We start from the raw sequence: 25,065 nt of genomic DNA, 5'->3' as shown, positions 1-25,065 counted from the left end.
TGAGCCGTATGATGTCAAACAGGAATAATGATATGATGACGGATAGGTGTTGAAAGGCGAAACAGCATTCTTCTATGGGTTATCGGCCGGGGGATACCGCCTCGACGGCAGCCGTCGAACGCTTCTTAACCGGTATAATAACCGTTTCGCAAAAAAACCATCATCACTTCCTTTTGCTTTTCCAAAGGCGACATTTCGGTCGCACCCCCATGACAAAATAGTCGCCGCGCTCCAGATCTTTACCAGTCAGCGTTTGCAGAGTTTTAATCCGGCATCGGCCATGCTTCAGGAAGACATTGCGGTCATATCTTTCATCAGTGCGTTCTGGAGCATGATTGCGCAAATTCAATCACATCAATAGTTTGCGACAAATGAAACAATTGGCATGTCTGTTGCTCTTCATTCCTGTCAAAGAGCAACCGTTTCTTTGAACAGCAGTAATGCAGTATTCGTCTGAAGCATGGGAGTTATTTCAAATCGGAAGAAAAGGAGGACGCATATGCTGGCATCATTGAAGTTACTCGACCTGATGGCCAATAATTCCGAAGCCATCGCCGGCAACTGGGCGAAGGATGTTATCAAAAATCCTAAAACTCCTTTTTACCATTACCTGAACGCAGATTATCTTGTCCCGCAGGCAGCGGATTTTTATCGTAAGCTGAGCGCTGTCTATACCCTGAAAGATCCCTACCCCGCCATTAAAGAATTCATGTCCAAATTCGCAGAGGCTCGCTTTAAGGAAGGGGTGCCTTTGCATGAAACACTCTATGCCATCATCCTCATGCGCCGTCATATCTGGCTTTACGCCGAATTTCAGGCCATTTTTATTACCATCACGGAGCAGCATCAGGCACTCGAGAGCCAGACCAGAACCATTCTGATTTTTGATTATATCACTTACATTGTATCGGAAAAATATTCTGAATTAAGGGGCGACAAATCCCCAAAATAATTAAGACGAGGTGAATGAACCGTGGCCGAACAAATAAATCAAGGAAAGGTTTTATCCATCCGCAGCAGCGTCGTTGACGTCCACTTTCCCGTGGCGCCGCCGATCCGAAATGTGCTCATCGCCGGTGAAAAGGGTGAATACGTTATCGAGGTATTCACGCAACTGGATAACAACACCATCCGGGGTGTCGCCCTGACGCCTACGCAGGGCCTGGCCCGCGGCCAGATTGTCACCGATACGGGTAAGCCTTTTGAGGTACCCGTAGGCACTCCGCTGATGGGAAGAGTGTTTAACGTCTTCGGAAATACCATCGACAAGAAGGGCCATGTCGAAGGCTGCGAATTACGATCCATCCACCGTGAACCGATTCCGCTTCGCGATCAATCCACCGTTTCCGAAATATTCGAGACCGGCATCAAGGCGATCGACGTTCTGGCGCCCCTGGAACGCGGCGGCAAGGCCGGTCTCTTCGGAGGCGCGGGCGTCGGCAAGACCGTTTTGATCACGGAAATGATTCATAATACGGTAAGCGGCCATGAAGGCATGAGTATCTTCTGCGGGATTGGAGAGCGCTGCCGCGAGGGCGAAGAACTCTATCGTGAAATGGAAGAAAGCGGCGTTCTGGGCAATACCGTCATGGTGTTCGGTCAGATGAACGAACCGCCCGGCGCCCGTTTCCGAGTGGGTCACGCGGCGCTGACAATGGCGGAATATTTCCGGGATGATGCCAAGCAGGACGTCCTCTTGATGATTGACAATATTTTCCGCTTTATTCAGGCGGGCATGGAGGTTTCCGGCCTCCTGGGACAGCTGCCTTCCCGCCTGGGTTATCAACCGACGCTGGCCACGGAGCTGGCGGAGCTGGAAGAGCGCATCTGTAACACCAAAACCGGCGCCATCACATCCATTCAGGCCGTCTATGTGCCGGCGGACGATTTCACCGATCCTTCCGCCGTTCATACCTTTGGCCATTTATCCGCAACAATTGCTTTGTCGCGTAAACGGGCCAGTGAAGGCTTATATCCGGCCATCGACCTTCTGCAATCCGGTTCCAAAATGCTGATGCCGAACATCGCGGGCGAACGCCACTATAAGATCGCGCAGGAAATCCGCAAGACACTGGCCGTCTATGAAGATTTAAAAGACATCATTGCCATGCTCGGTATTTCCGAACTGTCCCGGGAAGATCAACGCACGGTATTCCGCGCCCGCCGCCTGGAACGCTTTTTCACACAACCCTTCTTTGTTACTGAGCAGTTTACCGGTACGGCCGGGAAGATGGTTTCCCGGGAAGACACGCTCAACGGATGTGAAAGAATTCTTAATGACGAGTTCGCTGAATATCCCGAAAGAGCGCTGTACATGATTGGACCCATAGAAGAGGCAAAGATTGAACATGTTGCTTAAAATTTTACTACCGGCCGAAATCATGCTGGAACAGGAAGTCAAAAAGATCGTTGCGGAAGCGGAAAACGGCTCTTTCTGCCTGATGCCCAATCATATTGATTTTGTCGCCACACTGGCGCCGGGAATTTTCACGTATGAAAGGGCCGAAGGCGGTCAGGAATTGCTGGCAATGGATGTCGGCACTCTGGTGAAAAAAGGATCAGACGTGCTGGTTTCCACCCGCAATGCCGTAAAGGCAGCGGAGCTGGGAAAACTCAAACAGGTGGTTGTGGAGCAGTATGACGTTCTGGATGAACGGGAAAAACTTGTTCGCTCAGCCGCGGCAAAACTGGAGGCAAGTCTCATCAGACGTTTTGTTGAACTAAAGTAGGGCGGGTTCCCCGAACACGCCGCAATACAGGAGAATGAACCATGGTCGAAATAAGACGGACATCCAAACGGCGCCAGAAAGCGGCGGATCATTTCACCGAAAAGGTCGCTCAAAGGGAGGCTCTGCGGATTAAGGGACTTAAACATAAAAGTGAAACCGTCTGGTTCGGCTTGGGGATGTTCGGCATCATCGGATGGGCGGTGTCCATCCCCACGCTGATTGGAGTCGCTCTGGGGCTCTGGATAGACCGGACCTGGCCCACCCAGTATTCCTGGGCGCTGATGTTTCTGGTTCTCGGCGTGATCGTCGGGTGCATTAACGCCGCTTACTGGGTCAGAAAAATTCGCAGCAGGATTATTGAAGAGGACTGACATGAATATGAACGCGATGCTTATTATTCTGATGTTTGCCGCGGGACTGGCTCTGGGAGCTTTCTACTTTATCAGTCTGTGGCAGACCGTGCAGAAGCTGGGACAGACGGAAAACCGCGTGCGCCTGCTGGCCGTCAGTTACGTCCTGCGCCTCGCGGTCGTCTTAACGGCATTTTACCTGATGATGCAGGGCGGTCATTGGGAGCGGCTGGTTGCGGCCATGATCGGTTTTGTGGCCATGCGCAAAATCCTCACTAATCGTTTCGGACCCCAAAAGACGATGGAAGCCGTTCATGAATAGACAGGCATTGATCAACCGTTAAAGGAGTTACTATGGAAGTCGTAGCGCTCAATCAAATCAGCCCGGATCAGGTCATTATCTGGAGTTGGGGATTTATCATCCTCAATGTAACGATCCTCTATACATGGCTGGTCATGGCTATTCTGGTCGGCGGTTCCTGGCTGATCACCCGCAACCTGTCTTCGGAAATGAATGTGTCGCGCTGGCAGCATTTCATGGAAGTAATTATTTCCGTTATCCGGGGTGAAATCGGCGAGATGACGAAAAAGGGCGCGGATCATTATGTCCCTCTGGTCGGGACGCTCTTTCTGTTCATTTGCATATCCAATGTGCTGGTCATTGTACCGGGGTTTGTCGCACCGACGTCGTCCATGACCACCACAGCGGCACTAGCCACCTGCGTTTTTATTGCCGTGCCCTACTACGGAATATCACGCAACGGCATTTTGCATTATGTGAAGGAATATTTTCAGCCTAATTTTATCTTTTTCCCGTTCCATGTCATGGGCGAATTGTCCCGGACGCTGGCGCTTACCGTTCGTCTTTTCGGCAACATCATGAGTCATGAGAAGGTTATCGGAATTCTGCTGGCGGTCACGCCCTTTTTGTTCCCGGTTGTCATGCAGATCCTGGGGCTCTTGATCGGCGTGATTCAGGCTTATATCTTCGCAATCCTTTCCATGGTCTATATAGCCTCCGCGCTCAGCGCAGAGGATGAAGTTCACGTAGAAGTAAAGAAAGAAGGCTCTCCAGCCTGACAAATTTGAATTAAAGGAGGAGTTTTTATGGACAAAGTAAGTCTCGTCGCGATGGCCTCGATTATTGGTGCGGGTTTGGCAATGGGGATCGGTTCAATTGGCCCCGGTCTGGGTATGGGGCAGGCAATCGCCCAGGCACTGGCCGCGATCGCTCAGCAGCCGGATGAGAGGAATTCTTTAACCAGAACACTTTTTGTCGGATTGGCCATGATTGAATCCATTGCCATTTACTGCTTCGTTATTTCCATGATTCTGATTTTCGCCAATCCTTTCTGGAGTTTCATTATAAAGTGAGGGGGATGATCCATGCATATCGACTGGTTTGTTTTTTTAGCGCAAATCTTTAATTTCCTCCTGCTCATGTACTTGCTGAAACGCTTTCTTTACGGGCGGATTATCAAGGCCATGGATGACCGGGAAGCAAAAATTGCCGCACGCTTTGCCGAAGCCGAAGACCTGAAAGCCAAGGCCAAAGAGGAAGCCCTGCTTTATGAGAAGCGCAACCAGGTCCTCAATGAGAAAAAGGAGATCATGCTCAATGAGGCAACGATGGCGGCTGATGCCAAGCGCAAGGAACTGATGGAAAAGGTGCGCGTCGAAGTAGACGCGGTCAAAACACGCTGGCAGGACATGCTCGTCCGGGAGCAGGATGCCTTCTTCTATGACCTGCGCCAGAGGGCGGCCAAGCAGTTGTATGCCACGGCGCGCAAGGCGCTCTCGGATCTGGCGGATGCCGATCTGGAGGAACGGATTGTTGATGAATTTCTGCGGCGCATCCAGGCGCTTGATGAAGAAAAAAGCACTCAGATGCGCAAAGCGATCAGCGGCGGCGGCAACAGGGTGATCATCCAGAGCGCTTTTGACGTTCCCGCTCCCAGACAGACGCAAATTGAGGAAGTCCTGAAAAAGCAAATCACCAATGGCTTTACGATTCGCTACATGAAACAGCCGGATATTGTGTCAGGCATTGAAATGCGGGTGAACGGGCATAAAATCGCCTGGAGTCTCAATGAGTATCTGGAGACCCTGGTGGAGAGTCTGACCGAAACGCTCCAGAAAGAGGCGCATGCGGCGTAACAAGGCCGGCTCCCTTGGCAAGGGGGCACGATAGGCAATTATGGAAATAAGGTCGGGAGGCGAATAATGAATCAAGACGTGAATAAAGTCGAAAATCAGGAATTGAAGACCTTTCTGGATGATACGTTCGATACGATGGAAAAGGTCTTAGACGAGCAGAACCCTGAGCTGAGGCAGTATGAAATCGGCACCGTGCAATTTGTCGGACGCGATATTGCCCGGGTCAGCGGTTTGCCCCATATCCGCGCGGAGGAACTGGTTCGCTTTTCGGGAAATTATATGGGACTTGTTTTCAATATCGATCCGAAGGAAATCGGGGTGATTCTTCTGGATCCCAGTGAACACATCCAGGTGGGATCGGAAGTGCAGCGCACGAAACGGGTACTGGATGTACCGGTGGGAGACGCTCTTTTAGGACGGGTGGTCGATCCCCTGGGAAGACCGCTCGACGGTCTGGGCGAAGTCAATACCGTCATGCGGCTGCCGGTGGAAAGACCGGCTCCGGCGGTTATGGACCGCGCTCCGGTTGTCGTGCCGCTTCAGACGGGCATCAAGGTGATCGACGCGCTTATTCCCGTCGGACGCGGTCAGCGCGAATTAATTCTGGGTGACAGAATGACCGGCAAAACGGCCATCGCCGTGGATACCATTATCAATCAAAAGGAAACCGGCATCATTTCCATTTATTGCGCCGTCGGCAAGAAAAGCGCGGATGTGGCGAAGGTGATTGCCGATCTGCGGGATCACGGTGTCATGGGATCATGCATTGTGGTGGTAGCCACCGGAGAAGACACGCCGGGCCTGCAGTTTATCGCGCCGTACGCGGCCACCAGTATGGGAGAATATTTCGTGGAGCAGGGACGAGATGTCTTGATTATTTACGATGATCTGACATCACACGCCCGAGCCTACCGTGAAGTGTCGCTGCTTTTGCGGCGTCCTCCCGGACGCGAAGCTTTCCCCGGCGATATTTTTTATATCCATTCCCGGCTGCTTGAGCGCTCCACGCATATGAAGCCGGAACTGGGCGGCGGGTCGCTGACGTCGCTGCCGATTACCGAAACGGAAGCGCAGGACATGTCGTCTTACATCCCGACCAATCTGATTTCCATCACCGACGGACAGATTTATCTCTCGCCGGTTCTTTTCAGCAAAGGCATCCTGCCGGCGGTGGATGTCGGCAAATCGGTATCGCGGGTGGGCGGTAAAACACAGCTGCCCGCTTATCGGTCCGTGGCCGGCGATCTCAGACTTTCCTACTCACAGTTCGAAGAACTGGAATCCTTCTCCCGCTTCGGCACAAGACTTGATGAAAGCACCCGCCGGACGCTGGAGAGAGGCTGGCGGGTTCGTGAAATTCTGAAACAGGGGCAATACAAACCGCTGCGGGCCTCCGAACAGATTGCCTCCCTGCTTTCGGTGACCGGCGGCGCGCTGGATCTTGTTCCGACGGAAAAGATTCGCGAGGTGGAGGCAAAGCTTCTGGAAACCGTCAGAGATCAGCTGCCGGAATTGTGCGCGCGTATTGAAGACGGTAAGAAAATGGATATAGCGGATCGCGACAGCATCATGAATAAAATCAAACCGGCCATTCAACCGTTTGAAGAAATTGAGGATGCCAATGCAAACAACTGAGTCCCTGAAAAGAAGAATGAAAAGCGCGGGTGATCTTTTATCCGTCGTCAAGACGATGAAAGCCCTGGCGGCGGTGAGCATTCGTCAATATCAGCGGGCGGTGGATTCTCTGCGCGATTACAACCGGACGGTCGAAATGGGCCTGCAGATTGTGCTCAAGGAAAAAATGGGCACAACAATGCGTCAGAAGCATACAAAGATGAAACGGCTCGGCGTCATTGTTTTCGGCTCCGATCAGGGGCTGTGCGGACAGCTCAATGAGCAGATATCCGTTTTCATGCTCGACTATCTTAAAAAAAGCGGCGTTAAAAAAGAAAACCGCAAAGTGCTTTCCGTCGGCGCGCGCGTGGCCGATTATGTGGAAGATGCGGGACAGCCTGTGGACGAGCTATTGACCACACCGAGCTCCACGGCGGGCATCACGCCGTTGGTGCAGGAAATCATCATGATTATCGACGAATGGCATTTTCGCAACAACATTGATCATTTTCTGTTGTTTTATAATGAATATGTCACCGGCGCCACTTACCACCCTCATATGCTCCAACTTCTGCCGGTCAATACGGACTGGCTGACGACAATTGCCAGGAAAAAATGGGATTCCAAATCGCTGCCGATTTTCCGGATGGACACCGACAAGATTTTTTCTTCGCTGATCCGTGAATATCTTTTTGTGTCTTTGTACCGGGCATTCGCCGAATCCCTGGCCAGTGAAAACGCCAGTCGTCTCGCATCCATGCAGAATGCCGAAAAGAACATTGAAGAACAGTTGCAGGATCTGCATGTGCAGTTTCACCGCACACGACAGATGACCATCACCGAAGAGCTTCTTGACATCGTTGCCGGATTTGAAGCGCTGCAGGAAGAGGCATCATAACTTTATTCAGAAAGGGGGACTGGCCCATGTCAACAGGATCGGATAAAAGGATTTGCGTCATCTGCGCGTGGCGCGGGGAATGCACGAAGCGTTATCGGGTGAAAACGAATGCCCTCTATGATGTCAATTGCCCGGATTACACCCGGGATATTAAACTGCGCGATAAGGACGTCGATAAGCTGGTTGAAGATCAGGTGCTGCGCTGGGAGAAAGAGAAAAAGGAAAAGCCGGGGCACGTGATCACCCTTTCCAGCGAAACAGGCGGAGGCGGAGGCTGGATAGCCCGCATTCTGGCCACAGAACTGCAAATGAACATTGTCGGCAGTGAATTGATCCATAAGGTTGCGGAAAGCGCACATATGAGCGACAAGGTCATCAAATCACTGGATGAAAAAAGTATTTCGCTTTTCGACAGCCTCATCAGTTCCTTCTTCGAAGCCCGCCATATCTGGCCTAATGAATATCTGCGCCATTTGTCGATGGTCATGCACACCAACGCGCAGCACGGCAATATCATCATCATTGGCCGCGGCGGCAGCTTTATTCTGAAAGACAAGGCATTTCGTGTCCGTATTGTCGCACCCGAGCAGTCGCGTGTGGAGAAAGTCATGCGTGATCGTCACATTACGCAATCGGAAGCGCTGGAATATGTGCGCAAGTATGATGATTATCAGATCGGTTTCATCAAAAAATATTTCAATGAAGACATCAACGATCCGAAACATTACGACATGATGGTGAATACGGAGCATGTAGGCATTGAAAGCGCGGCAGAATCCATTAAGAAGGCCTTTCTGTCGTGGAAGTCCACGCGGGAGCGGGTGTGAGGCCGTCTGGGTTCGTATAAATTATCAATGATGGGACTTCAGTAATGACAAAGTATGAGCGCGCTCTTCTTTTAGGATTGGCGGAGGAAGTTATTCTCCATTTGCGCACCCGGCTCACCGAGATAGAAAATCTGCATCCCCGGGAGTCGGTCTTGGGTATTGCCACATTCCAGGAGCGCCTGCGCAATATTGAGGATCTGCTTGAATACGTAAAAAAAGACCGTGACGCCTGTGTCTGACTATGGCTGTACATTTTCCCGCGTGTCATTGGGGTCTGCCGCCAGATAGACGAAAAACGTTGTCCCGACGCCGACAAGCGATTCCACACTGATCAACCCCTGGTGGTATTTAATAATGGAATCACAGATGGCGAGCCCCAGGCCGATTCCGCCATGGTCTTTCTTTTCCTTTGTCGTGAAATAGGGATCAAATATTTTCGAAAGGTTTTCGCGGGGAATGCCGACGCCCTGGTCTTTAATAACAATACGGACATAATTGCCTTTACCCATCATCCGGATGTTGGTTCCGGTTGTGATGTTTTCCGCAATCACCTCCACAATACCGCCGTCCGGCATGGCCTCTTTCGCATTGGTGACCATGTTTTCAATCACCTGTTTAATCTGCATCGCATCGATCTCCGTCGGCCAGAGATCCGGCGCGATAACCGGCTGGCAGGTCACATTGGAACCGGCCAGGGTTTTTTGCACGGTTTCTTTGATTAATTCACCGACTGTCTCGATTTTTTTAACCGGATAGCCGCCCTGCGCGAAGGTAATCAGCCGGTGCGCCAGTTCTTTGGCTTGCAGACCGGCCCGTTCCGCTATGGCCAGACCGTTTTCCAGAATTTTATCTTCTTCATTGGCGGATATTTTAGCCAGGAAAACATTGCGCAGGATGGCTGAAAGCAAACTGTCAAAGTCTTTGGCCACGCCGTCAGCGAACGTTCCCAATGATTCGAGCTTGGTTCTTTTGAGGAGTTCTTCTTCAGCTGTTTTCTGGTCGGTGATGTCTTCCAGGGTCTCCATGGCGCCGAAAACTCTGCCGCTGGAATCCTTAATACACGCCGAGGTAATCCGGAACCATTTCCCCTTTTCACCCAGATCCGGGAAAAATTGCGTTACTTCATAGGCGTCCCTCAGGACTTTCGACTTTGTAACCACCCCTGAGTAAAGGCTGGAAGAATTGCTGATTTTGTCTTTTAAAATTAAATCGGCCATGCAGGAACGGGGCGATGAGTAAAAGGCCCGCCATTGCTGGTCCGTGCCGATCACTTGATTCGCCTTGATGCTGCTCAGTCCTTCCAGGGCTTTATTCCAGTGAAGGATTTTATGATCCGTTGAAATAACGAATGTCGGAATGGGAGAGCTTTGAATAATGCTGCGAAGTATTTGCTGGTCATTGCGGCCTCTCCAGATCGCATAGGCAAAACTGACAATGGCCGTGGTCGCCAGAAACAAAATAAAGAGAAGAAAATGATCCTGCATTATGCGCTCCTGTATAGCGAGGATCGGGTATGAAATCCCGATCCGGTCATTTCACTCAAATGAATCAAAGACATTTACAACTTTGCCTGTAATATTTATTTTCATGGCACATTACTGAATAGCAAGGTTGGTGTGAAATTGCAAGATTGGAAAAAGCGCATCGATGAAGCCTGATCTGCCAATACCGGCTCACACTATATATCTTGCTGAATTCATAATGCATTTGTTCATATCCCAGCGCATTATCCGTATTGAAGATCTCCGCATATACAGGGACGGGGATTGCCCTCGCTGTAAATATCGAAGCGTTCCGACTGCGTGTTTTCTTTCGCTTTCAGACAGGCGTTTCTTCCATAATAAGCGGGGCCCTTGAAAGCGATATCCAGATGCGCTTTGCCCCGGGACGGTTTCTCGTCCAGGTAGGAAAGGGCCTTGGTCAAAACAAGCAGCGGCTGAGCAAAATCGCGCGCAAAGCCGAGCATCTTTGCATAGAACTTCCAAAAGTGAATCGGGTTGCCGTCACCCGACAGTTTGGCAAATGCAAAACCGATTCCCGCAGGCAAAAACCAGCAGGCAATTTCCGGCGCGTCCGGAATAGCTTCCAATTGCGGGGGCACAAAATCGGCCTCGGGGCTGCCGAAACGCCCGCGAAAGTAGAAGGTGATCGTGCTTTCCCAGACAGTTACTCCGGCAATTTGGAGGGCGCAGGCGATATCAACTTCCAGACCTTTCTCCAACACGCGGTGCCGGGCCAGCCGGCAGCAGACGTCGCATGTCTCATCCGGGAGGATGGGGCGGTACCGGATGATTTGCGTCCGGATATTGAGCGTGTTCAAAAGCGACAGCGGCACTTCCTTGTGCGCGAGCATGATCTGAACAAGGGGGTAGATATAGGTGAGCGGGTAAACGAGCGGCAGGCTTTCGCCGGTTTTAATCCCGCAGATCCGCGCGAAATCGGCCAGGCGCGCGGCATCAGGCTTGATGCCGTGTCGTCTCGCGGTCATGGCGGGAAAGGGTTTTGCCGTGTCCAACGAGAAGCGGTACCCCCGGAGGATTGATAATCCGATGGTGAGAAGCGAAGGAGCTTTTGTAAAAACAAGGTCGATGGAAACAGGCAAAATATCTTTTCCCTCTCGTTTTGATGGAACATTGATATCTTTATAACCTGGGATGTGTCAATAAAAAACGTGATCCGCTCACCGATTCAGGATGGCTCCCACAGCGTTCCGCAGATGCGGCATTTGCGGGCGCCGCGAAAAAGTGTCGTCCGGCACTGCGGGCAGATAAATCGTTTTTCTTCAGCGGCAATAAAGTCTTCCGTACCCAGTTTGCGCCACTCGGGAACGGCCCGCAGGATATTTTTTTCCCCCTCGGGAACGGGAAAAGAATCCACTATATCGCAGGGAAATTGATCACACTGATGACAGCCATCAAGTTTCTTTTCGATGGCGCAGCTCTTGATGGAACAGACCGAACAGTACCAGTAAACCTTGTCGGAGAGACACCCCCGGCAGCTGATCCTGTCGGAGCTGTCGCCATAAGCTTTGGCCAGTTTCTCTTTCAAATTCTGATCGTCTTTGACGGTCGCCTGATAAATGCCGCAGACGCCGCAATACAAGCCGCATGGTGCAACCAATTCTTTTTTGATCATGTCAGCCTCTCCTTTATTTATTGATGATTATGTTTATGTCCAGTTCATCAGACTGCGATAATGACTGCTTTTCATCAAGTCCCTGAGCCATGAAACCATGTCCGGTCCCTGCAAAAAAGGCCGGTCTCGAAAAAGAGAAATAAATTCATGGTAGGACCCTTCCACCTCCCTTATCGTGTTGCCTAATGCGCTTTGGATGCTTCCCAACGAATTCTGTCCAACAATCAGCCGCTCAGGATTAATGATCCCCGCCTTGAGCAAATAATTGGTCTGATCGGCGCAGGCGCAGGGGTTATTTTCATTAAGCAGACTGCAATTCTTCATAAAGTATTGATATACTTTTTTACGGGAGCGGGACAGGGACTGCCGGAAATTCACCCGCGACATTTCACAGATCTCCGCGCCGATTTTGTCGGTAACATCAAAGACGGCCGCCAGGGTAAAGACCATTCGCTCCTTTCTCGTCAGGCACAGGAGCACGCAAAGGACGCAGGATGCCTTTGTCTCTTCTTTCAATCGTTCATTTTCCACTCTCACGGTTTTTCGGCGATCCGGCTGGTTGTTGATGAACATTTCATCGTCATTGCTTTCCATCATTTTTGAAAAAAAACTTTCTTTTCTGTTTTCCTTCATATTGACAATGTGATTCACAACAATACGATACAGCCAGGTTCGAAACGCCGCTTTTTGCGGGTCGTAAGTGGATAATTTTGTGATCACTTTGATCAGGACTTCCTGCGTGACATCCTCGGCAAGTGGAATATCACCGGTCATCGTCAGCGCTATGTTGAATACCCACGACTGATGACGAAGAATCAGAGCTTCCAGAGCGTTTTGGTCACCCTTCAGCGATTGCAAGATATAGTCGGCATCGCGTCCATCGTCGGTGTTTTTTTCTTGAAAAGGGTTGTGCATCTTTCCTCGGCATATTAAGTTATTGTCTATATGTTATCTTATACCGGAATAGTTACTAAGTGTTACAGAAAAAATTCATTAAACACTACGGGCAATTAACTGCAATCAAATGAACGGATTAGTAATAATTTTTGAATATCCCCTTAAAAAATACTTGACAATTTATCGGCCTTAATCTAATTACTACTAAAACGATAGGAATGCTAGGCTTAGACCAACGAACAATGAAATTATCAACGAGATCAAGATACGGCACACGGATGATGACGGATTTAGCCGACCATTACGGCAGCAATCCGATTTTGCTGAAAGACATTGCCAAAAGAGAGGATATTTCTGAAAAGTATCTAAGCCTGATTGTCATTCCTTTGAAGAGCGCCGGTTTAATTCAGTCGGTCAGAGGCGCACACGGCGGGTACAGCCTCACTCGCCGCCCCGAAGAAATCACGGTTCGGGATATTCTGCAGGCCCTGGAGGGCGAAATATGCCTGGTGGATTGCGTGCAGGACGCAAAACGGTGCTCACGAATCAGCACTTGTCCGACGCGGGATATCTGGGGTATGCTGGGAGAAAAAATAAGTGAAACGCTGAAAGCGATTACGCTGGCCGATCTGGTTCGGAGCCGTCGACAAAAGGCGGATAATAATTTGATGAATGATATTTGAGTGCAGTAATATGAATGACGAAAGCAGTCCTTTAAGGAAAAAAGTTCTTGTGGCAATGAGCGGCGGCGTTGATTCATCGCTCGCGGCTCTACTGCTCAAAGAGGCAGGCTACGCGGTTACCGGCGTCACCATGTGTCTGGGCATCCGGCAGAACGGCGACCGCTCAAGCTGCTGCGGCGGCGACGCCATAGAAGACGCCAAGCGTGTCTGCGGCCAGTTGGAAGTTCCTCACTTTGTCTTTGACTTCGCTCAGTTGATGGAAGAACTGGTGATCAGTAAATTCACCGCTGAATATTTAAGTGGAAGAACACCGAACCCCTGCGTGGACTGCAACCGCTACCTGAAATTCGGATCGCTCCTGGATCGGGCCCGCGCAATGGGTTTTGATTATCTGGCTACCGGCCACTACGCCAGAATCGAACAAACGGATAATGCCTGGCATCTCAAGCGTCCGGAGGACAAGAATAAGGATCAGACTTATTTTCTCTATCCGATCAAGAAGGATGACTTGCCGCGTGTTCTTTTTCCGCTGGGAAATCTCAGCAAAGCAGACGTCCGGATACTGGCGAAAAATGCCGGGCTGCATGTGGCACAAAAGGCGGAAAGTCAGGATATTTGTTTTGTGACGACCGGAAATTACCGGCAGTTTTTTGAAGAAAGAAATTTGTCTGCCGCCCCGGGCAATATCGTTGACAAGGAAGGCAAGGTTCTCGGACGTCATCAGGGCATCATTTATTATACGATCGGACAGCGCAGCGGTCTGGGAATCAGCGCGAAGGCCCCTTTATATGTTCTTCGTTTTGATGCCCACACCAATTCGATCCTGGTTGGCAATAAAGAAGACCTTTACGCATCGGGCTTAATTGCCGGCGACCTGAATTTTCTGACCGATCAGTTCCCCGAAGAGGTGGAAGCTAAAATCCGCTACCGCAAAAAACCGGCGCGCTGCACCCTGAGAAACGATGGCGGGAAATTAAAAGTTATTTTTAAAGAAGCCCAGGAATCGATTACGCCGGGACAGGCAATCGTATTCTACAATGGTGATGAAGTGCTGGGCGGCGCGGTCATCGAAGATGTTATTCGTGGACCGGAGTGAAAGCTATATGAATAATTTAAAGAATATAAAATCAACAGATCAACATATTTTTTTATTTTGCAGTATCCTTAATACTCGCGGGAGCCTTTTGTCGGAGATCGCTTCTTGTTATCTCCGATGCTTGATGCGATCGTGTCAATAGCTACAGCGAACGGATAATCCATCCGCCGTTTTCCGGATGAACGGTCAGGCCGGCGGATGAAATACAGTCTTCATCGATAAGTTCGTTTGAACGGATCGAAAAACAAAACATAAAAAGATAGTTTATAATGGTCTTCATTCGGAAAGGAGAATGAAAATGAGTAAAATTGATGAAAAATTAAAAATAGAAACGTTAGCGCTTCATGGCGGACAGGAACCGGATCCGACAACCGGATCCAGGGCTGTGCCCATTTATCAAACCACGTCCTATCAGTTTAAGGATACCGATCAGGCCGCCGCCCTCTTCGGGCTCACCCAGTTCGGCAATATTTATACGCGGCTGATGAACCCGACCACGGATGTTCTGGAAAAAAGAATCGCGCTTTTGGACGGCGGCATCGGCGCGCTGGCGGTGGCCAGCGGCCAGTCCGCTATCACACTGGCCCTGCTGAATATTGCCAGAGCCGGCGATGAAATCGTCTCGGCGGATAATCTCTACGGCGGAACCTACACACTGTTTCATTACACATTTCCCCGCCTGGGCATCAAGGTTAACTTTGTCAAATCCAATGACCTGAAAGCACTGGAAGCGGCCATTACGCCAAAGACCAAAGCCGTTTATGCGGAATCCATCGGAAACCCTAAAATGGATGTGGCCGATCTTGCAGGCATTGCCGCCATCGCTCACAAAAACGGCATCCCTTTTATTCTGGATAACACCGTATCGCCTTATCTCCTGCGTCCCATTGATTATGGCGTGGACATTATTGTTTATTCCGCAACCAAATTTATCGGCGGCCACGGCACGTCACTGGGCGGTGTTATTGTTGATTCAGGGAAGTTCGACTGGACGAACGGGAAGTTTCCGCTCATTGCCGATCCTGACCCCAGTTATCACGGCCTGAATTTTGTCGAAGCGCTAAAACCGATGGGCAACCTGGCCTACATCCTTAAAGCGCGTGTTACGCTTTTGCGCGATCTGGGCCCGGCTATGTCGCCGTTTAATGCGTTTCTGTTTCTTCAGGGATTGGAAACGCTGCATCTGCGTATGCCGAGACATTGTGAAAACGCACTGGCTGTTGCTCTTTATCTGGAGAAGCATTCCAAAGTTGCCTGGGTGAATTATCCGGGACTGGCATCCAGCCCCGAAAAAGACAGAGCGCTGAAATATTTATCTAAAGGTGCTGGTGCAATCATGGGTTTTGGTGTGAAAGGCGGAATTGAAGCAGGAAAGAAATTTATTAATTCCCTGGAGCTGATTTCACATCTGGCCAATATCGGCGATGCCAAAACGCTGGCGATTCATCCGGCATCGACCACCCATTCACAGCTTTCACCGGAAGAACAGTTGGCCACAGGCGTCACGGCTGATTTTATCCGTCTGTCGATTGGCATTGAGCATGTCGATGACATCCTGGCGGATATTGAACAGGCCCTGGGCAAAATCTGAAACACATGCAGAGGTGCGAGGACTGGCCTCGTGCCTCTGCATTAAATAACTAAGGAGGCGCGCCATGAAAAAAATATATGCGGACAATTCACAGTCCATCGGCAACACGCCGCTGGTCAGATTAAATCACATCACGGATGGTGCCAAGGCAACCCTGTTGGCGAAAATTGAAGGCCGCAATCCCGCCTACTCCGTGAAATGCCGCATCGGAGCAGCGATGATCTGGGATGCCGAAGAGAAAGGTCTGCTCAAACCGGGCATGGAAATCATTGAGCCGACCAGCGGCAACACGGGCATTGCTCTGGCCTATGTCGCAGCGGCACGCGGTTACCGGCTCACCTTGACCATGCCGGAAACAATGAGCATAGAGCGGCGGAAAGTCCTGGCCGCCTTCGGCGCCAATCTTATCCTGACGCCCGGCGCGGAAGGCATGAAAGGCGCAATCAATAAAGCGGAGGCCATTGCCGCATCCGATCCGAAGAAATATTTTCTGCCGCAGCAGTTCAAGAATCCGGCCAACCCGGCGATCCATGAAAAAACGACCGGTCCGGAAATCTGGAATGATACCGAAGGCGCCATTGACGTGTTGGTCGCCGGCGTCGGCACCGGCGGAACGATTTCCGGCATTTCCCGCTACATCAAAAATAAAATGGGAAAGAAAATCATTTCCGTGGCCGTCGAGCCCAAAGAAAGCCCGGTGATCAGTCAAAAACTGGCTGGCGAAGATTTAAAGCCGGGACCGCACAAAATTCAGGGAATCGGCGCGGGCTTCATTCCCGATACGCTTGATTTGTCGGTTGTCGACCGCGTGGAACAGGTGGACAGTGCGGAAGCCGTAGAGTTCGCCCGCAGGCTGGCTAAAGAAGAGGGCATGCTTGTCGGCATCTCCTGCGGTGCGGCGGCAGCAGCGGCGGTGCGGCTGGCCAAACAGGCAGAGTTTGCGGGCAAGACCATCGTGGTCATCCTGCCGGATGCCGGAGAGCGTTATCTGTCAACCGTTTTATTTGAAGGCATAGGGGCTTAACGCCCGGGGCAGCGCTGCCTGTGACCAATGGGCGGCCGCTGCAGGTCATATTAATCCGGATTCAGGACATGGCCCCGGGGGCTCGGGGAGAAAAGCTGCTTGCGGATCTCATTTGCGGCCTCATTGATTAATTTATTTGGATAACCTTGTTTGAAAGGATTCATTGGACTCAAAAGGTGATTTGCCATTGTAAAGGGGCGGTTGTTTTCATTGCAGGAATGATATAACTTACCCGAAAATAACCCCAGGGGGATAGCGTATGAAATTTGAAACGCTTGCCGTTCACGCCGGACAGGCGCCGGACCCGGCGTATGGCGCAGTCATGCAGCCGATTTACCAGGTGTCAACATTCGCCTACAAGGGCGTGAAGCAGATGGGGCCTTTCGATTACTCCCGCTCCGGCAATCCCACGCGCAAAGCGCTGGAAGAATGCATCGCCGCCCTCGAAGGCGGAACGCACGGTTTTACCTTCGGTACAGGCATGGCTGCGGAAGCAACCGCGATTGCTCTGCTTGCAGCCGGAGACCACGTCATTGTGCATAACGACCTTTACGGCGGCACCTATCGTCTGATGTCTAAAGTGGCCACTCAGCATGGCGTTGAAGTCCAGTTTGTCAATCTGCGGGATCTTAACGCCTTGAAGGCGGCCATCAAATCCAATACCAAAATGATCTGGACGGAATCGCCCACCAATCCCCTGATGAACATTCTGGATCTCGCGGCCATTGCCGCCATCGCAAAAGCCAAAGGTGTGCTGACCGTCTGCGATAACACTTTTTTGTCTCCGTACTTTCAGAATCCGCTGGCTTTGGGAATCGATATGGTGCTGCATTCCACCACCAAATACATCAACGGTCATTCCGATGTCGTGGGCGGCGCGATTGTTGTGAATAATGAGGACCTGGCCAAACGCGTTTATTTCCATCAGAACACGATGGGCACCTGTCAGGCGCCTCATGACTGTTTTCTGGTTTTACGCGGCCTGAAGACACTGGCCCTGCGGATGGAAGTCCACAACAAAAACGCCCTGGCCATAGCTTTGTGGCTTGCAGCGCATCCCAAAATTGAAGACGTTCTGCATCCGGGATTGGCAAGTCACCCGCAGCATAAACTGGCCGTCTCACAGGCACGCGGTTTCGGCGGCACGTTCTCTTTCAAAGTAAAAGGCGGAGAGGAAGACGCGTTTCGCCTGCTGGAAAATCTCAAACTCTTCATCCTGGCGGAATCGCTGGGCGGCGTCGAGTCGCTTATCGAACACCCGTGGACGATGACGCATCTCTCCATGCCGGAAGATGTCCGCAAGGCCGCAGGCATCACCGGCAATCTGATTCGCATCTCCGTCGGAATCGAGCATGTCGATGATCTGATCGCCGATCTGCAGCAGGCGCTGGCCCTTGTTTGATTCCGCATTAGCGGGACTGCCGAAATGGTCGGTTCCGGTTTTAACGGAAATTGACACCTGACTGAACATGGTTTATGTATCAGTTCAATTAAAGCATGAATGGGGGAAATATGGACGATAAATTATTCGCTACTTTTGACGTAAAAGAAATTACTGCTGATAACGGCACGACCGTTTTACGCGATAAAGAAAAAGATGTCATCGGCGAGATATCGCTGAAAATATATATCAACGGGACGGAATATGCGTCGCTTTTGTGCCTCAATCAACTGACGGAAGAACTGGCCCTTGGCTTTCTCTACAGTGAAGGCGTTATCGACAGCATCGGCGATGTCGCCGACATCTCCTATAACGAGCGTCTCTTTGCCGTCATGATCAACCTTGCTCCCGGTAAGTCCGTTGAAAAATGCGAGAGCCTGCGCAGTGTCACGTCGGGCTGCGGCAAATGCTTTACCTACATCAATCCGCTCAAGCACGAGAAATTTCTGCCTGTCGCCAATCAGGATAAATTCTCCATCAATGACATCCTGAATGTGATGAAAGATTTCGAGCGGCAGTCGGAAGTATACAGGCGTGTGGGCGGTGTGCACAGTGTCCTTTTCCGGCACCCGGACTTTTCTGTTTTCAACGAGGATATCGGACGGCATAACTGCTTTGACAAGATCGGGGGCGTACTCCTGAGAAACAACAAAATGGCGCTGGTTACAACCGGCATGCTGCTGGTCAGCGGAAGGGTTTCGTCTGAAATCATCACCAAGGTCATTCGCCTGGGCGTACCGGTTCTTGTGTCCCGGTCGACACCCACGGCTGCCGCCGTCCATCTGGCCAGAGAGTATAACGTTACGCTTTTAGGCTATGTGCGTAAAAACTCAGGCTTTGTCTATTCCGGCGAAAACCGGTTGGTGTGACGGGTCGCATTTTCCTGTCTGATGTGAAAAGAAATTCATGCTGAAAACAACATTTAAAATATCAAAGATGGACTGTCCTTCTGAAGAGCGCATGATCAGAATGAAATTGGAAGGACTGACCGGCATACAATCGCTGCGGTTTGATATACCCGACCGCAGGTTGGAGGTTTGCCATACAGACGGCTATGACGACATCCTTGCCTCCCTCCATTCGCTTCAATTTGATACGAAACTTGTTTCCTCCGAACCAGTGGACATCGGAAATACCCATGACGGCCACCGTCAGGAAAGAAAAGTCCTGTGGCAGGTTCTGGTTATCAATTTATTCTTTTTCATCCTTGAAATGCTCACCGGTTTCATCGCCGGTTCCATGGGTCTTGTCGCCGACAGTCTGGACATGCTGGCCGACAGCATTGTATACGGGTTATCGCTTTCTGTTGTCGGGGGAGCGGCCTTGCGGAAGAAGAACGTTGCCAAAGCAGCCGGTTATTTCCAACTGTCGCTGGCCGTTTTGGGGTTTGCAGAGGTGATCAGACGTTTTGCCGGGCATGGAGAAACACCTGATTTTCAGCTGATGATTATTATTTCTCTTCTCGCTCTTACCGGCAATACGATTTGCCTGTATTTGCTTCAGAAGTCCAGAAGTCAGGAAGTGCATATGCAGGCAAGCATGATTTTCACATCCATGGATGTGATCGTTAACATCGGTGTTATTCTGGCGGGCGTCACAGTCTATCTGACGAAATCCATGCTTCCCGACTTGATCGTCGGGGCCATAGTTTTTGTTATGGTCGGAAAAGGTGCGTATCGAATTCTACAGCTGTCGAAATAATGCTCTAACATCCTACAGATTAAAGTATCGCTTCATTAGTTCTTTGACGTGGTTTTTTTCTTCTTTGTCGCCCTCCAGCTTTTCCACAATCAACGGCAGCCACTTGTCCCAGTTGGCCGCGTCGAAGTGACGGCTGATATCCGCGTAGATTTCTTCAGCCAGATCCTGATAGCTGAGCAGGCTCCAGAGTACCTCCAGCTTGATTTCATAATCGGTCGATGTCTTCCACAGTTCATATGAAAAATCCCGGACATCCCGTTCGTTTCCGAAAGGACGCAGCAGTTTCAGACAAAAACGCCTGAGGAGAAGAGGATTGTCGGTTGCCGCTGCGTTTTTCTTGAGGATATTCTTATCGTCTTTTTTCACGGCGTCGCTGCAATAACCAAGAAGAGGATGTTCGTTCAGATGCGATATGAGCGCCTCGTCAAGCGCTTCGCCGTTTCTCAAATCCTGCAGGGCTTTTTTCGCTGCATAGCGGTAAATGATTTCCTGGCGGCCCTGATTCTGAAGTGTATCCATTCTGACCTCTCAAAAGATTAAAGTCTTTGCCCTTTTTCAGCGAGGCCCCTGCCCCATAATGAAAACCCGGTAGGCTTGATACTCTTCCATTATTCTGGCGCGGATTGCGTCCTGCTTTTTGAGATTGGCCAGTTTCAGAAATTGCCACTCCTCCTCTGAAAGGACACCGCTATAGGTCAGACCGATATCCAATGACGAGCACAGAGCGTCGGCCGCCCGGACAATCATAGTTTTCTTCTTTAAATCGATTGCCGTATGACTTTCCAGAATGTCGGTTTCATGGTGATTCGCAATAACAAAGGTTAGGTCCGCCGGCAGGCGCCATTGATCGGCCACGTATTTGCCCATGTCGCCGTGATCAAAACCCAGTATTTTATTTTCCGCTTCAAAGAAAGGAAGATCCTGTTCCTGGACAATGCGGATGACATCGGCATATTCTTTTTTTAAAGACAGGTTGATGACAACTTTCCCGATATCATGCAGCAGGCCATAGACGAACATTTCACCCGAAGACATCATTCCCAGTTCCCTGGCAATCAGCCCCGTCGCAACAGACACCGCCAGAGAGTGCTCCCACAACTGGATGTCTGTTTTATTGGATGCGCGGCGCAGGTCTTTTAAAGATATGGCAAAGACAAGCGCCTGAACGGTGGTAAATCCGATGCGCGTAATGGCGTCGGTAATATCGGAAATCGTATTGCTGGCCCGGTAATAAGGGGAATTCGCAACTTTGAGCAGACGGGAGGAAAAAGACTGATCCATTGAGATGACTTTTTTTAATTCTTCCAGCGAAGATTTGTCATCGGCAATGATGTGCAGAATCCGGGAAGCAACAATCGGCAGAGAAGGGATGTCCGACACGATATCCGGTAAATTAGTCAGTTTTTCTTTCTTCACGGTCACTCATCATTTGAAAATGTGTGGGATTATGGCTTTTGCTCTGCCCTTTAGCGTCATCTTTATGACATATTTTCTCCGATCCTTCAACAAGTGAATTCCTATAGAGAAGCAGCAGGGCCATCTCCACAAAAATCTTGACTAATCCTGCAATCTGTGTGAACCATTATTCATAAAATGAATCATTGTTCACATAACCAGGGATGCATGGAAAAGGTAAAAAGAAAAGAACGTGAATATAATATCCGGCGCACGGCGATTCTGACCGAGGCGGAAAAGAATTTTTCCGCCAGAGGTTATCATTATGTGACCATGGCCGAAATCGCATCCGCATCAGGTTTTTCCACGGGCGCCCTTTATCAGTTCTTCAAAAGCAAGGAACATCTCTACACAACCATGATCAGTGAAAAGCTGGCCATGATGTATGAAATCATCAAGCAGGAAGTGAATTCGGTCTCCGATCTGAATGGTAAGATCGCTGCTCTGGTTGGCACACAGCTAAAGTTTGCCGAAGAGAATGCTTATTTCTGCCGGATCTTTCTGCGGGGGGAAAACGAGCTGTCGGCTAAAACGATGAATTCCATGCAGGAACGGTTGACGAGCGATTATTTTAAACATTTATCTTTTATCGAAAACATCCTGAAAGCCGGTGTAAAAGACGGTGTGTTGCGTGATATCCCGCCGCATGATCTTGCGGCAGCTTTGTCCTTTCTGATCAGGGCGGCTATCATGAACTGGTTGATCACACCGTCGCAAGACAGGCTTGTTTCCAAAAAAGAAATGATCCTGAACATTTTTTTTAACGGAGTGAAAAAACATGACGATTAAAACCCGGTGCATGCTGGTCGTGACGTTTGCCGCTTTATTATTCCTGCCCGCGTCCATCGCGGCATCACAACCTTTAACGCTGGACGAGAGCATTGCCATCGCCCTCAAAAACAGCCTGGTGATCCACATCGCCAAGGAAGGAACAAAGGGAGCGGAAGCCAGGAAACGGGAGGCCCTGACCGGCTTCCTGCCCAGATTCAGCACATCCTACAACTATACACGGCTTAATCAAGAACCCAGTTTTTATTTTCCCGGATTCCCCCCCCTGATCCCCGCAAGTAATATGGTTACCGGCACCATTAATAATTACAACTGGATTGTCGAAGCCCGTCAGCCGCTTTTTGCCGGCGGAGGAATACTCGCCAACTATCAGGCCAATAAAATTGCCGAAGACGCCGCCCTGGTTGAAGAAAAGGCGAAATCTCATGATGTCGTTCAGGATGTCAGGATTGCTTATTACAACATTTTGCGGACACAAAGGCTCCGGGACACGTCGCGTCAGGCGGTGGAAATGCTGGGGGCCCATCGTGACGTCGCGCAAAATTTTTTCCGCGTCGGCCTGATCCCCAAGAATGACCTCCTGCAAACGGAGGTGGAACTGGCTAACGGCAGGCAGGCGCTGGTCAAAGCGCAAAATGCCGTGGAACTGGCGAAATCCCGCTTCAATACCGTTTTAAAAAGAGAATTGCTGTCATCTGTTGAGGTTGTTGATGTTCTCGACTACAAACCTCTCCGTCAGTCATTGCAGGATTGTCTGGTCACCGCAAAGACACACCGGCCGGAGCTCAGGATCTCCGAGCTCAAGGCCCTGCAGGCGGGCAAAATGGTTCGCGCGGGTCAAAGTGAATTCTTTCCCTCGGTCAACCTTGTCGGCACCTACGGGCGCCAAGGCGATACGGCGTCCGTTTCCGGCACCGAATATAAAGACCGGGAAAATTGGCAGATCATGGCGGTGGCCAACTGGAATTTCTGGGAATGGGGAAAGACAAAGTTCCGGGTTGACGCCGTAAGAGCCGCGGAAAATCAGGCCATTGATCAATCCAAAGAATTAAACGACCAGATTGCGCTGGAGATAAGAAATGCCTATCTCCTCTTGCAGGAAGCCGAAAGCCAGATCGCCGTTTCGCAGAAAGTGATCGATCAGGCCGAGGAGAATTTCCGGATTTCCGAAGCGCGTTATAAAGAAAGAGTGGCGCGTTCAACGGAAGTGCTTGATGCCCAGACGCTGCTCACAAAAGCCAAATCCGAATATGCCAATGCACTGGCCGATTATAATATTTCATACGCCCGCCTCTTAAGAGCGATGGGCGTCACCAATTAACAGTCATTAGTTTTTGCAGGAAAGGATTTTCGAGGATGAAGAACGTATGGTTATGCCTGTTGATGCTGCCGGCCGTCACCCTGATGTCCGCATCTGGCGGGTGGGCTCAGGAATACACCCTGCAGGATCTGTATCAGCAGGCGCTGAAAAATTCAGAAAAAATCAAGTATGCCGAGGAAAATGTCTACATCTCCCAGATGGGCAAAAACAAGGCCTGGGCGGTTTTAATTCCCAGAGTGACGGCGGCTGGAACCTATAATCGTTATACCGATAAGAAATACTCCGTTGCCGGTTCGTTGATTCAGCCGGAAGAATCAGGAACGTGGAGCGTCCGTGCGGATCAATCTTTTTCTCTCTCCGTGCGCGAACTCGACGCCTTGAAATTTGCCGGACAGAATATTACAAAAAACGAGTTTGATCTGGATGCCGCAAAATCGGATTTCGTCCTGGCGGTCGCGTCGGCCTGCTATGACGTGTTAAAAGCGAAAAAAGCTCTCGACATTGCGGCGGACAATATGGAAAGGCTGACCCAGTACCGTGATTTTGCGGCAAAGAGAGTGAAGGTCGGTGAGTTGACTAAAACAGCTTTGCTGCGGGCCAACGGCGAATTATCGGGAGCCCGCGCCGATTATCTCCGGGCAACCAATGCCCTCAAACTCGCGCGCGCCGCGTTAATCCGCATCACGGGCATCGAGGAAACCTTCCGTCTGAAAGAAACGGAAATTCCGTCCGCTGATCTTGACCGGTTCGAAAAAATACGCGAAACGGCCATGGCCGCAAGAGCCGATTTAAAAAGTTATGACATGCAGACGCAAATGGCCGGGCAACAGGTAAAGTATGCCCGGGGCGCCTTCTGGCCCAGCGTTGGCGTGTTTGCCGTTTACAACGGGGTTGATCAAAATCCCGTCACCGCAACGCTTCTCCGGGAAAGCATGCTGGCCGGCGTTTCGCTTACCTTTCCTTTTTTTGAAGGCGGCTTGAGAGTCGCCGAACTCAACGAAGCAAAATCCAAAGAGCGGCAGGCGCGTCTGGCGTATGATGACCTAAAGAAAAACATTGATATTGAATTGCGCGGAGCCTGCCTGGACCTGGAAACACAAAAAGGCACACTGAAATTTCTGGAAGATCAACTTGTTTTTGCCCGGGACAATTACAAGGCCGTCCTGAGGCAGTATGAAAACGGCCTGGCCACAAGCCTGGATGTTATGGATGCCAACACCCTTCTTTTATCATCGGAAAAGAATGTGGCTGAAGCTTTGTATAATTATCAACTGGCCCACCTGAAAGTCAGAAAATCAAGCGGCACACTGCTGAAATTTATTACGGAAGGCATTTAATTCAAACAGATGCGCGCCGG

The 25,065-nt window shown here is 50.4% G+C and carries 29 protein-coding genes; 23 read left to right on the top strand and 6 right to left on the bottom strand.

Annotation, left to right across the window (positions count from 1 at the left end; translation table 11 throughout):
- Positions 1–49: 49 nt before the first annotated feature.
- From CVU71_04780 to CVU71_04720, 13 genes are all read left to right on the top strand, one after another.
- Complete coding sequence (locus tag CVU71_04780; protein PKN19692.1) at positions 50–361, top strand: hypothetical protein; 312 nt, start codon at positions 50–52, stop codon at positions 359–361.
- A gap of 138 nt (positions 362–499) precedes the next feature.
- Positions 500–952: a hypothetical protein gene (locus CVU71_04775; GenBank protein PKN19691.1), complete on the top strand. Its 453-nt coding sequence runs from the start codon at positions 500–502 to the stop codon at positions 950–952.
- Positions 953–973: 21 nt separating this feature from the next.
- On the top strand, positions 974–2,359 hold the full coding sequence (locus CVU71_04770; protein PKN19690.1) for a F0F1 ATP synthase subunit beta: 1,386 nt from the start codon (positions 974–976) through the stop codon (positions 2,357–2,359).
- A complete protein-coding gene (locus CVU71_04765) occupies positions 2,349–2,729 on the top strand; it encodes a F0F1 ATP synthase subunit epsilon (GenBank protein PKN19689.1) in 381 nt (126 codons plus the stop codon). The genes CVU71_04770 and CVU71_04765 overlap by 11 nt, the downstream gene beginning before the upstream one ends.
- Before the next feature lie 41 nt (positions 2,730–2,770).
- Positions 2,771–3,100, top strand: a complete 330-nt coding sequence (locus CVU71_04760) for an ATPase F0F1 (GenBank protein PKN19688.1) — start codon at positions 2,771–2,773, stop codon at positions 3,098–3,100.
- Between the two features lie 7 nt (positions 3,101–3,107).
- Entirely contained in the window at positions 3,108–3,401 is a 294-nt protein-coding gene (locus CVU71_04755) for an ATP synthase subunit I (GenBank protein ID PKN20075.1), read from the top strand.
- Between the two features lie 32 nt (positions 3,402–3,433).
- Complete coding sequence (locus CVU71_04750; GenBank protein PKN19687.1) at positions 3,434–4,159, top strand: F0F1 ATP synthase subunit A; 726 nt, start codon at positions 3,434–3,436, stop codon at positions 4,157–4,159.
- A gap of 27 nt (positions 4,160–4,186) precedes the next feature.
- On the top strand, positions 4,187–4,453 hold the full coding sequence (gene atpE / locus CVU71_04745) for an ATP synthase F0 subunit C (GenBank protein ID PKN19686.1): 267 nt from the start codon (positions 4,187–4,189) through the stop codon (positions 4,451–4,453).
- A 12-nt stretch (positions 4,454–4,465) separates the two neighbouring features.
- A complete protein-coding gene (locus CVU71_04740; GenBank protein PKN19685.1) occupies positions 4,466–5,236 on the top strand; it encodes a hypothetical protein in 771 nt (256 codons plus the stop codon).
- A gap of 66 nt (positions 5,237–5,302) precedes the next feature.
- A complete protein-coding gene (locus tag CVU71_04735; GenBank protein ID PKN19684.1) occupies positions 5,303–6,871 on the top strand; it encodes a F0F1 ATP synthase subunit alpha in 1,569 nt (522 codons plus the stop codon).
- Complete coding sequence (locus tag CVU71_04730; GenBank protein PKN19683.1) at positions 6,858–7,748, top strand: F0F1 ATP synthase subunit gamma; 891 nt, start codon at positions 6,858–6,860, stop codon at positions 7,746–7,748. Before CVU71_04735 ends, CVU71_04730 begins: the two co-directional genes overlap by 14 nt.
- Before the next feature lie 26 nt (positions 7,749–7,774).
- Entirely contained in the window at positions 7,775–8,575 is an 801-nt protein-coding gene (locus tag CVU71_04725; GenBank protein ID PKN19682.1) for a hypothetical protein, read from the top strand.
- A 44-nt stretch (positions 8,576–8,619) separates the two neighbouring features.
- Positions 8,620–8,814, top strand: a complete 195-nt coding sequence (locus CVU71_04720) for a hypothetical protein (protein PKN19681.1) — start codon at positions 8,620–8,622, stop codon at positions 8,812–8,814.
- Here CVU71_04720 and CVU71_04715 read toward each other — a convergent pair whose 3' ends face one another.
- The 4 genes from CVU71_04715 to CVU71_04700 all read right to left on the bottom strand — a co-directional run bounded on the left by CVU71_04715 (position 8,815) and on the right by CVU71_04700 (position 12,625).
- The gene (locus tag CVU71_04715) at positions 8,815–10,059 is read right to left on the bottom strand and encodes a hypothetical protein (GenBank protein ID PKN19680.1); all 1,245 of its coding nucleotides are present in this window, start codon (positions 10,057–10,059) and stop codon (positions 8,815–8,817) included. It lies immediately after the preceding gene.
- A gap of 242 nt (positions 10,060–10,301) precedes the next feature.
- Positions 10,302–11,177, bottom strand: a complete 876-nt coding sequence (locus tag CVU71_04710; GenBank protein PKN19679.1) for a hypothetical protein — start codon at positions 11,175–11,177, stop codon at positions 10,302–10,304.
- 86 nt (positions 11,178–11,263) lie between these two features.
- Positions 11,264–11,710: a hypothetical protein gene (locus tag CVU71_04705; GenBank protein PKN19678.1), complete on the bottom strand. Its 447-nt coding sequence runs from the start codon at positions 11,708–11,710 to the stop codon at positions 11,264–11,266.
- Positions 11,711–11,743: 33 nt separating this feature from the next.
- The gene (locus CVU71_04700; protein ID PKN19677.1) at positions 11,744–12,625 is read right to left on the bottom strand and encodes an RNA polymerase subunit sigma-70; all 882 of its coding nucleotides are present in this window, start codon (positions 12,623–12,625) and stop codon (positions 11,744–11,746) included.
- A 224-nt stretch (positions 12,626–12,849) separates the two neighbouring features.
- Between CVU71_04700 and CVU71_04695 the strand changes: the two genes are divergently transcribed.
- The 7 genes from CVU71_04695 to CVU71_04665 all read left to right on the top strand — a co-directional run bounded on the left by CVU71_04695 (position 12,850) and on the right by CVU71_04665 (position 20,143).
- Positions 12,850–13,290 (top strand): hypothetical protein, encoded by a 441-nt coding sequence (locus CVU71_04695; GenBank protein PKN19676.1) that lies wholly within the window; start codon positions 12,850–12,852, stop codon positions 13,288–13,290.
- A gap of 10 nt (positions 13,291–13,300) precedes the next feature.
- Entirely contained in the window at positions 13,301–14,386 is a 1,086-nt protein-coding gene (locus tag CVU71_04690) for a tRNA 2-thiouridine(34) synthase MnmA (protein ID PKN20074.1), read from the top strand.
- 298 nt (positions 14,387–14,684) lie between these two features.
- Complete coding sequence (locus CVU71_04685; GenBank protein PKN19675.1) at positions 14,685–15,977, top strand: O-acetylhomoserine aminocarboxypropyltransferase; 1,293 nt, start codon at positions 14,685–14,687, stop codon at positions 15,975–15,977.
- Between the two features lie 64 nt (positions 15,978–16,041).
- Positions 16,042–17,001, top strand: coding sequence for a cysteine synthase A (gene cysK / locus CVU71_04680; GenBank protein PKN19674.1), 960 nt, complete (start codon positions 16,042–16,044; stop codon positions 16,999–17,001).
- Between the two features lie 259 nt (positions 17,002–17,260).
- A complete protein-coding gene (locus tag CVU71_04675; GenBank protein PKN19673.1) occupies positions 17,261–18,403 on the top strand; it encodes a cystathionine gamma-synthase in 1,143 nt (380 codons plus the stop codon).
- Between the two features lie 95 nt (positions 18,404–18,498).
- Entirely contained in the window at positions 18,499–19,311 is an 813-nt protein-coding gene (locus CVU71_04670; GenBank protein PKN19672.1) for a formate dehydrogenase family accessory protein FdhD, read from the top strand.
- Positions 19,312–19,348: 37 nt separating this feature from the next.
- Complete coding sequence (locus CVU71_04665; protein PKN19671.1) at positions 19,349–20,143, top strand: cation transporter; 795 nt, start codon at positions 19,349–19,351, stop codon at positions 20,141–20,143.
- Positions 20,144–20,155: 12 nt separating this feature from the next.
- Here CVU71_04665 and CVU71_04660 read toward each other — a convergent pair whose 3' ends face one another.
- Both CVU71_04660 and CVU71_04655 read right to left on the bottom strand, forming a co-directional pair.
- The gene (locus CVU71_04660) at positions 20,156–20,662 is read right to left on the bottom strand and encodes a hypothetical protein (GenBank protein PKN19670.1); all 507 of its coding nucleotides are present in this window, start codon (positions 20,660–20,662) and stop codon (positions 20,156–20,158) included.
- A 36-nt stretch (positions 20,663–20,698) separates the two neighbouring features.
- Positions 20,699–21,565: a hypothetical protein gene (locus tag CVU71_04655; protein PKN19669.1), complete on the bottom strand. Its 867-nt coding sequence runs from the start codon at positions 21,563–21,565 to the stop codon at positions 20,699–20,701.
- A 171-nt stretch (positions 21,566–21,736) separates the two neighbouring features.
- Between CVU71_04655 and CVU71_04650 the strand changes: the two genes are divergently transcribed.
- The 3 genes from CVU71_04650 to CVU71_04640 are packed head-to-tail and all read left to right on the top strand — an operon-like array spanning position 21,737 to position 25,045.
- On the top strand, positions 21,737–22,387 hold the full coding sequence (locus tag CVU71_04650; protein PKN19668.1) for a hypothetical protein: 651 nt from the start codon (positions 21,737–21,739) through the stop codon (positions 22,385–22,387).
- Positions 22,377–23,708 carry a hypothetical protein gene (locus tag CVU71_04645; protein ID PKN19667.1) on the top strand — a complete coding sequence of 444 codons (1,332 nt, stop codon included), beginning with the start codon at positions 22,377–22,379 and terminating at the stop codon, positions 23,706–23,708. The genes CVU71_04650 and CVU71_04645 overlap by 11 nt, the downstream gene beginning before the upstream one ends.
- A gap of 35 nt (positions 23,709–23,743) precedes the next feature.
- A complete protein-coding gene (locus CVU71_04640) occupies positions 23,744–25,045 on the top strand; it encodes a hypothetical protein (protein ID PKN19666.1) in 1,302 nt (433 codons plus the stop codon).
- Positions 25,046–25,065: the final 20 nt, after the last annotated feature.

This window comes from Deltaproteobacteria bacterium HGW-Deltaproteobacteria-6, from assembly GCA_002840435.1.
In the GTDB taxonomy this organism is placed as follows: Bacteria; Desulfobacterota; Syntrophia; order Syntrophales; family Smithellaceae; genus UBA8904.
This window is presented reverse-complemented; position numbering and strand designations above follow the sequence as displayed.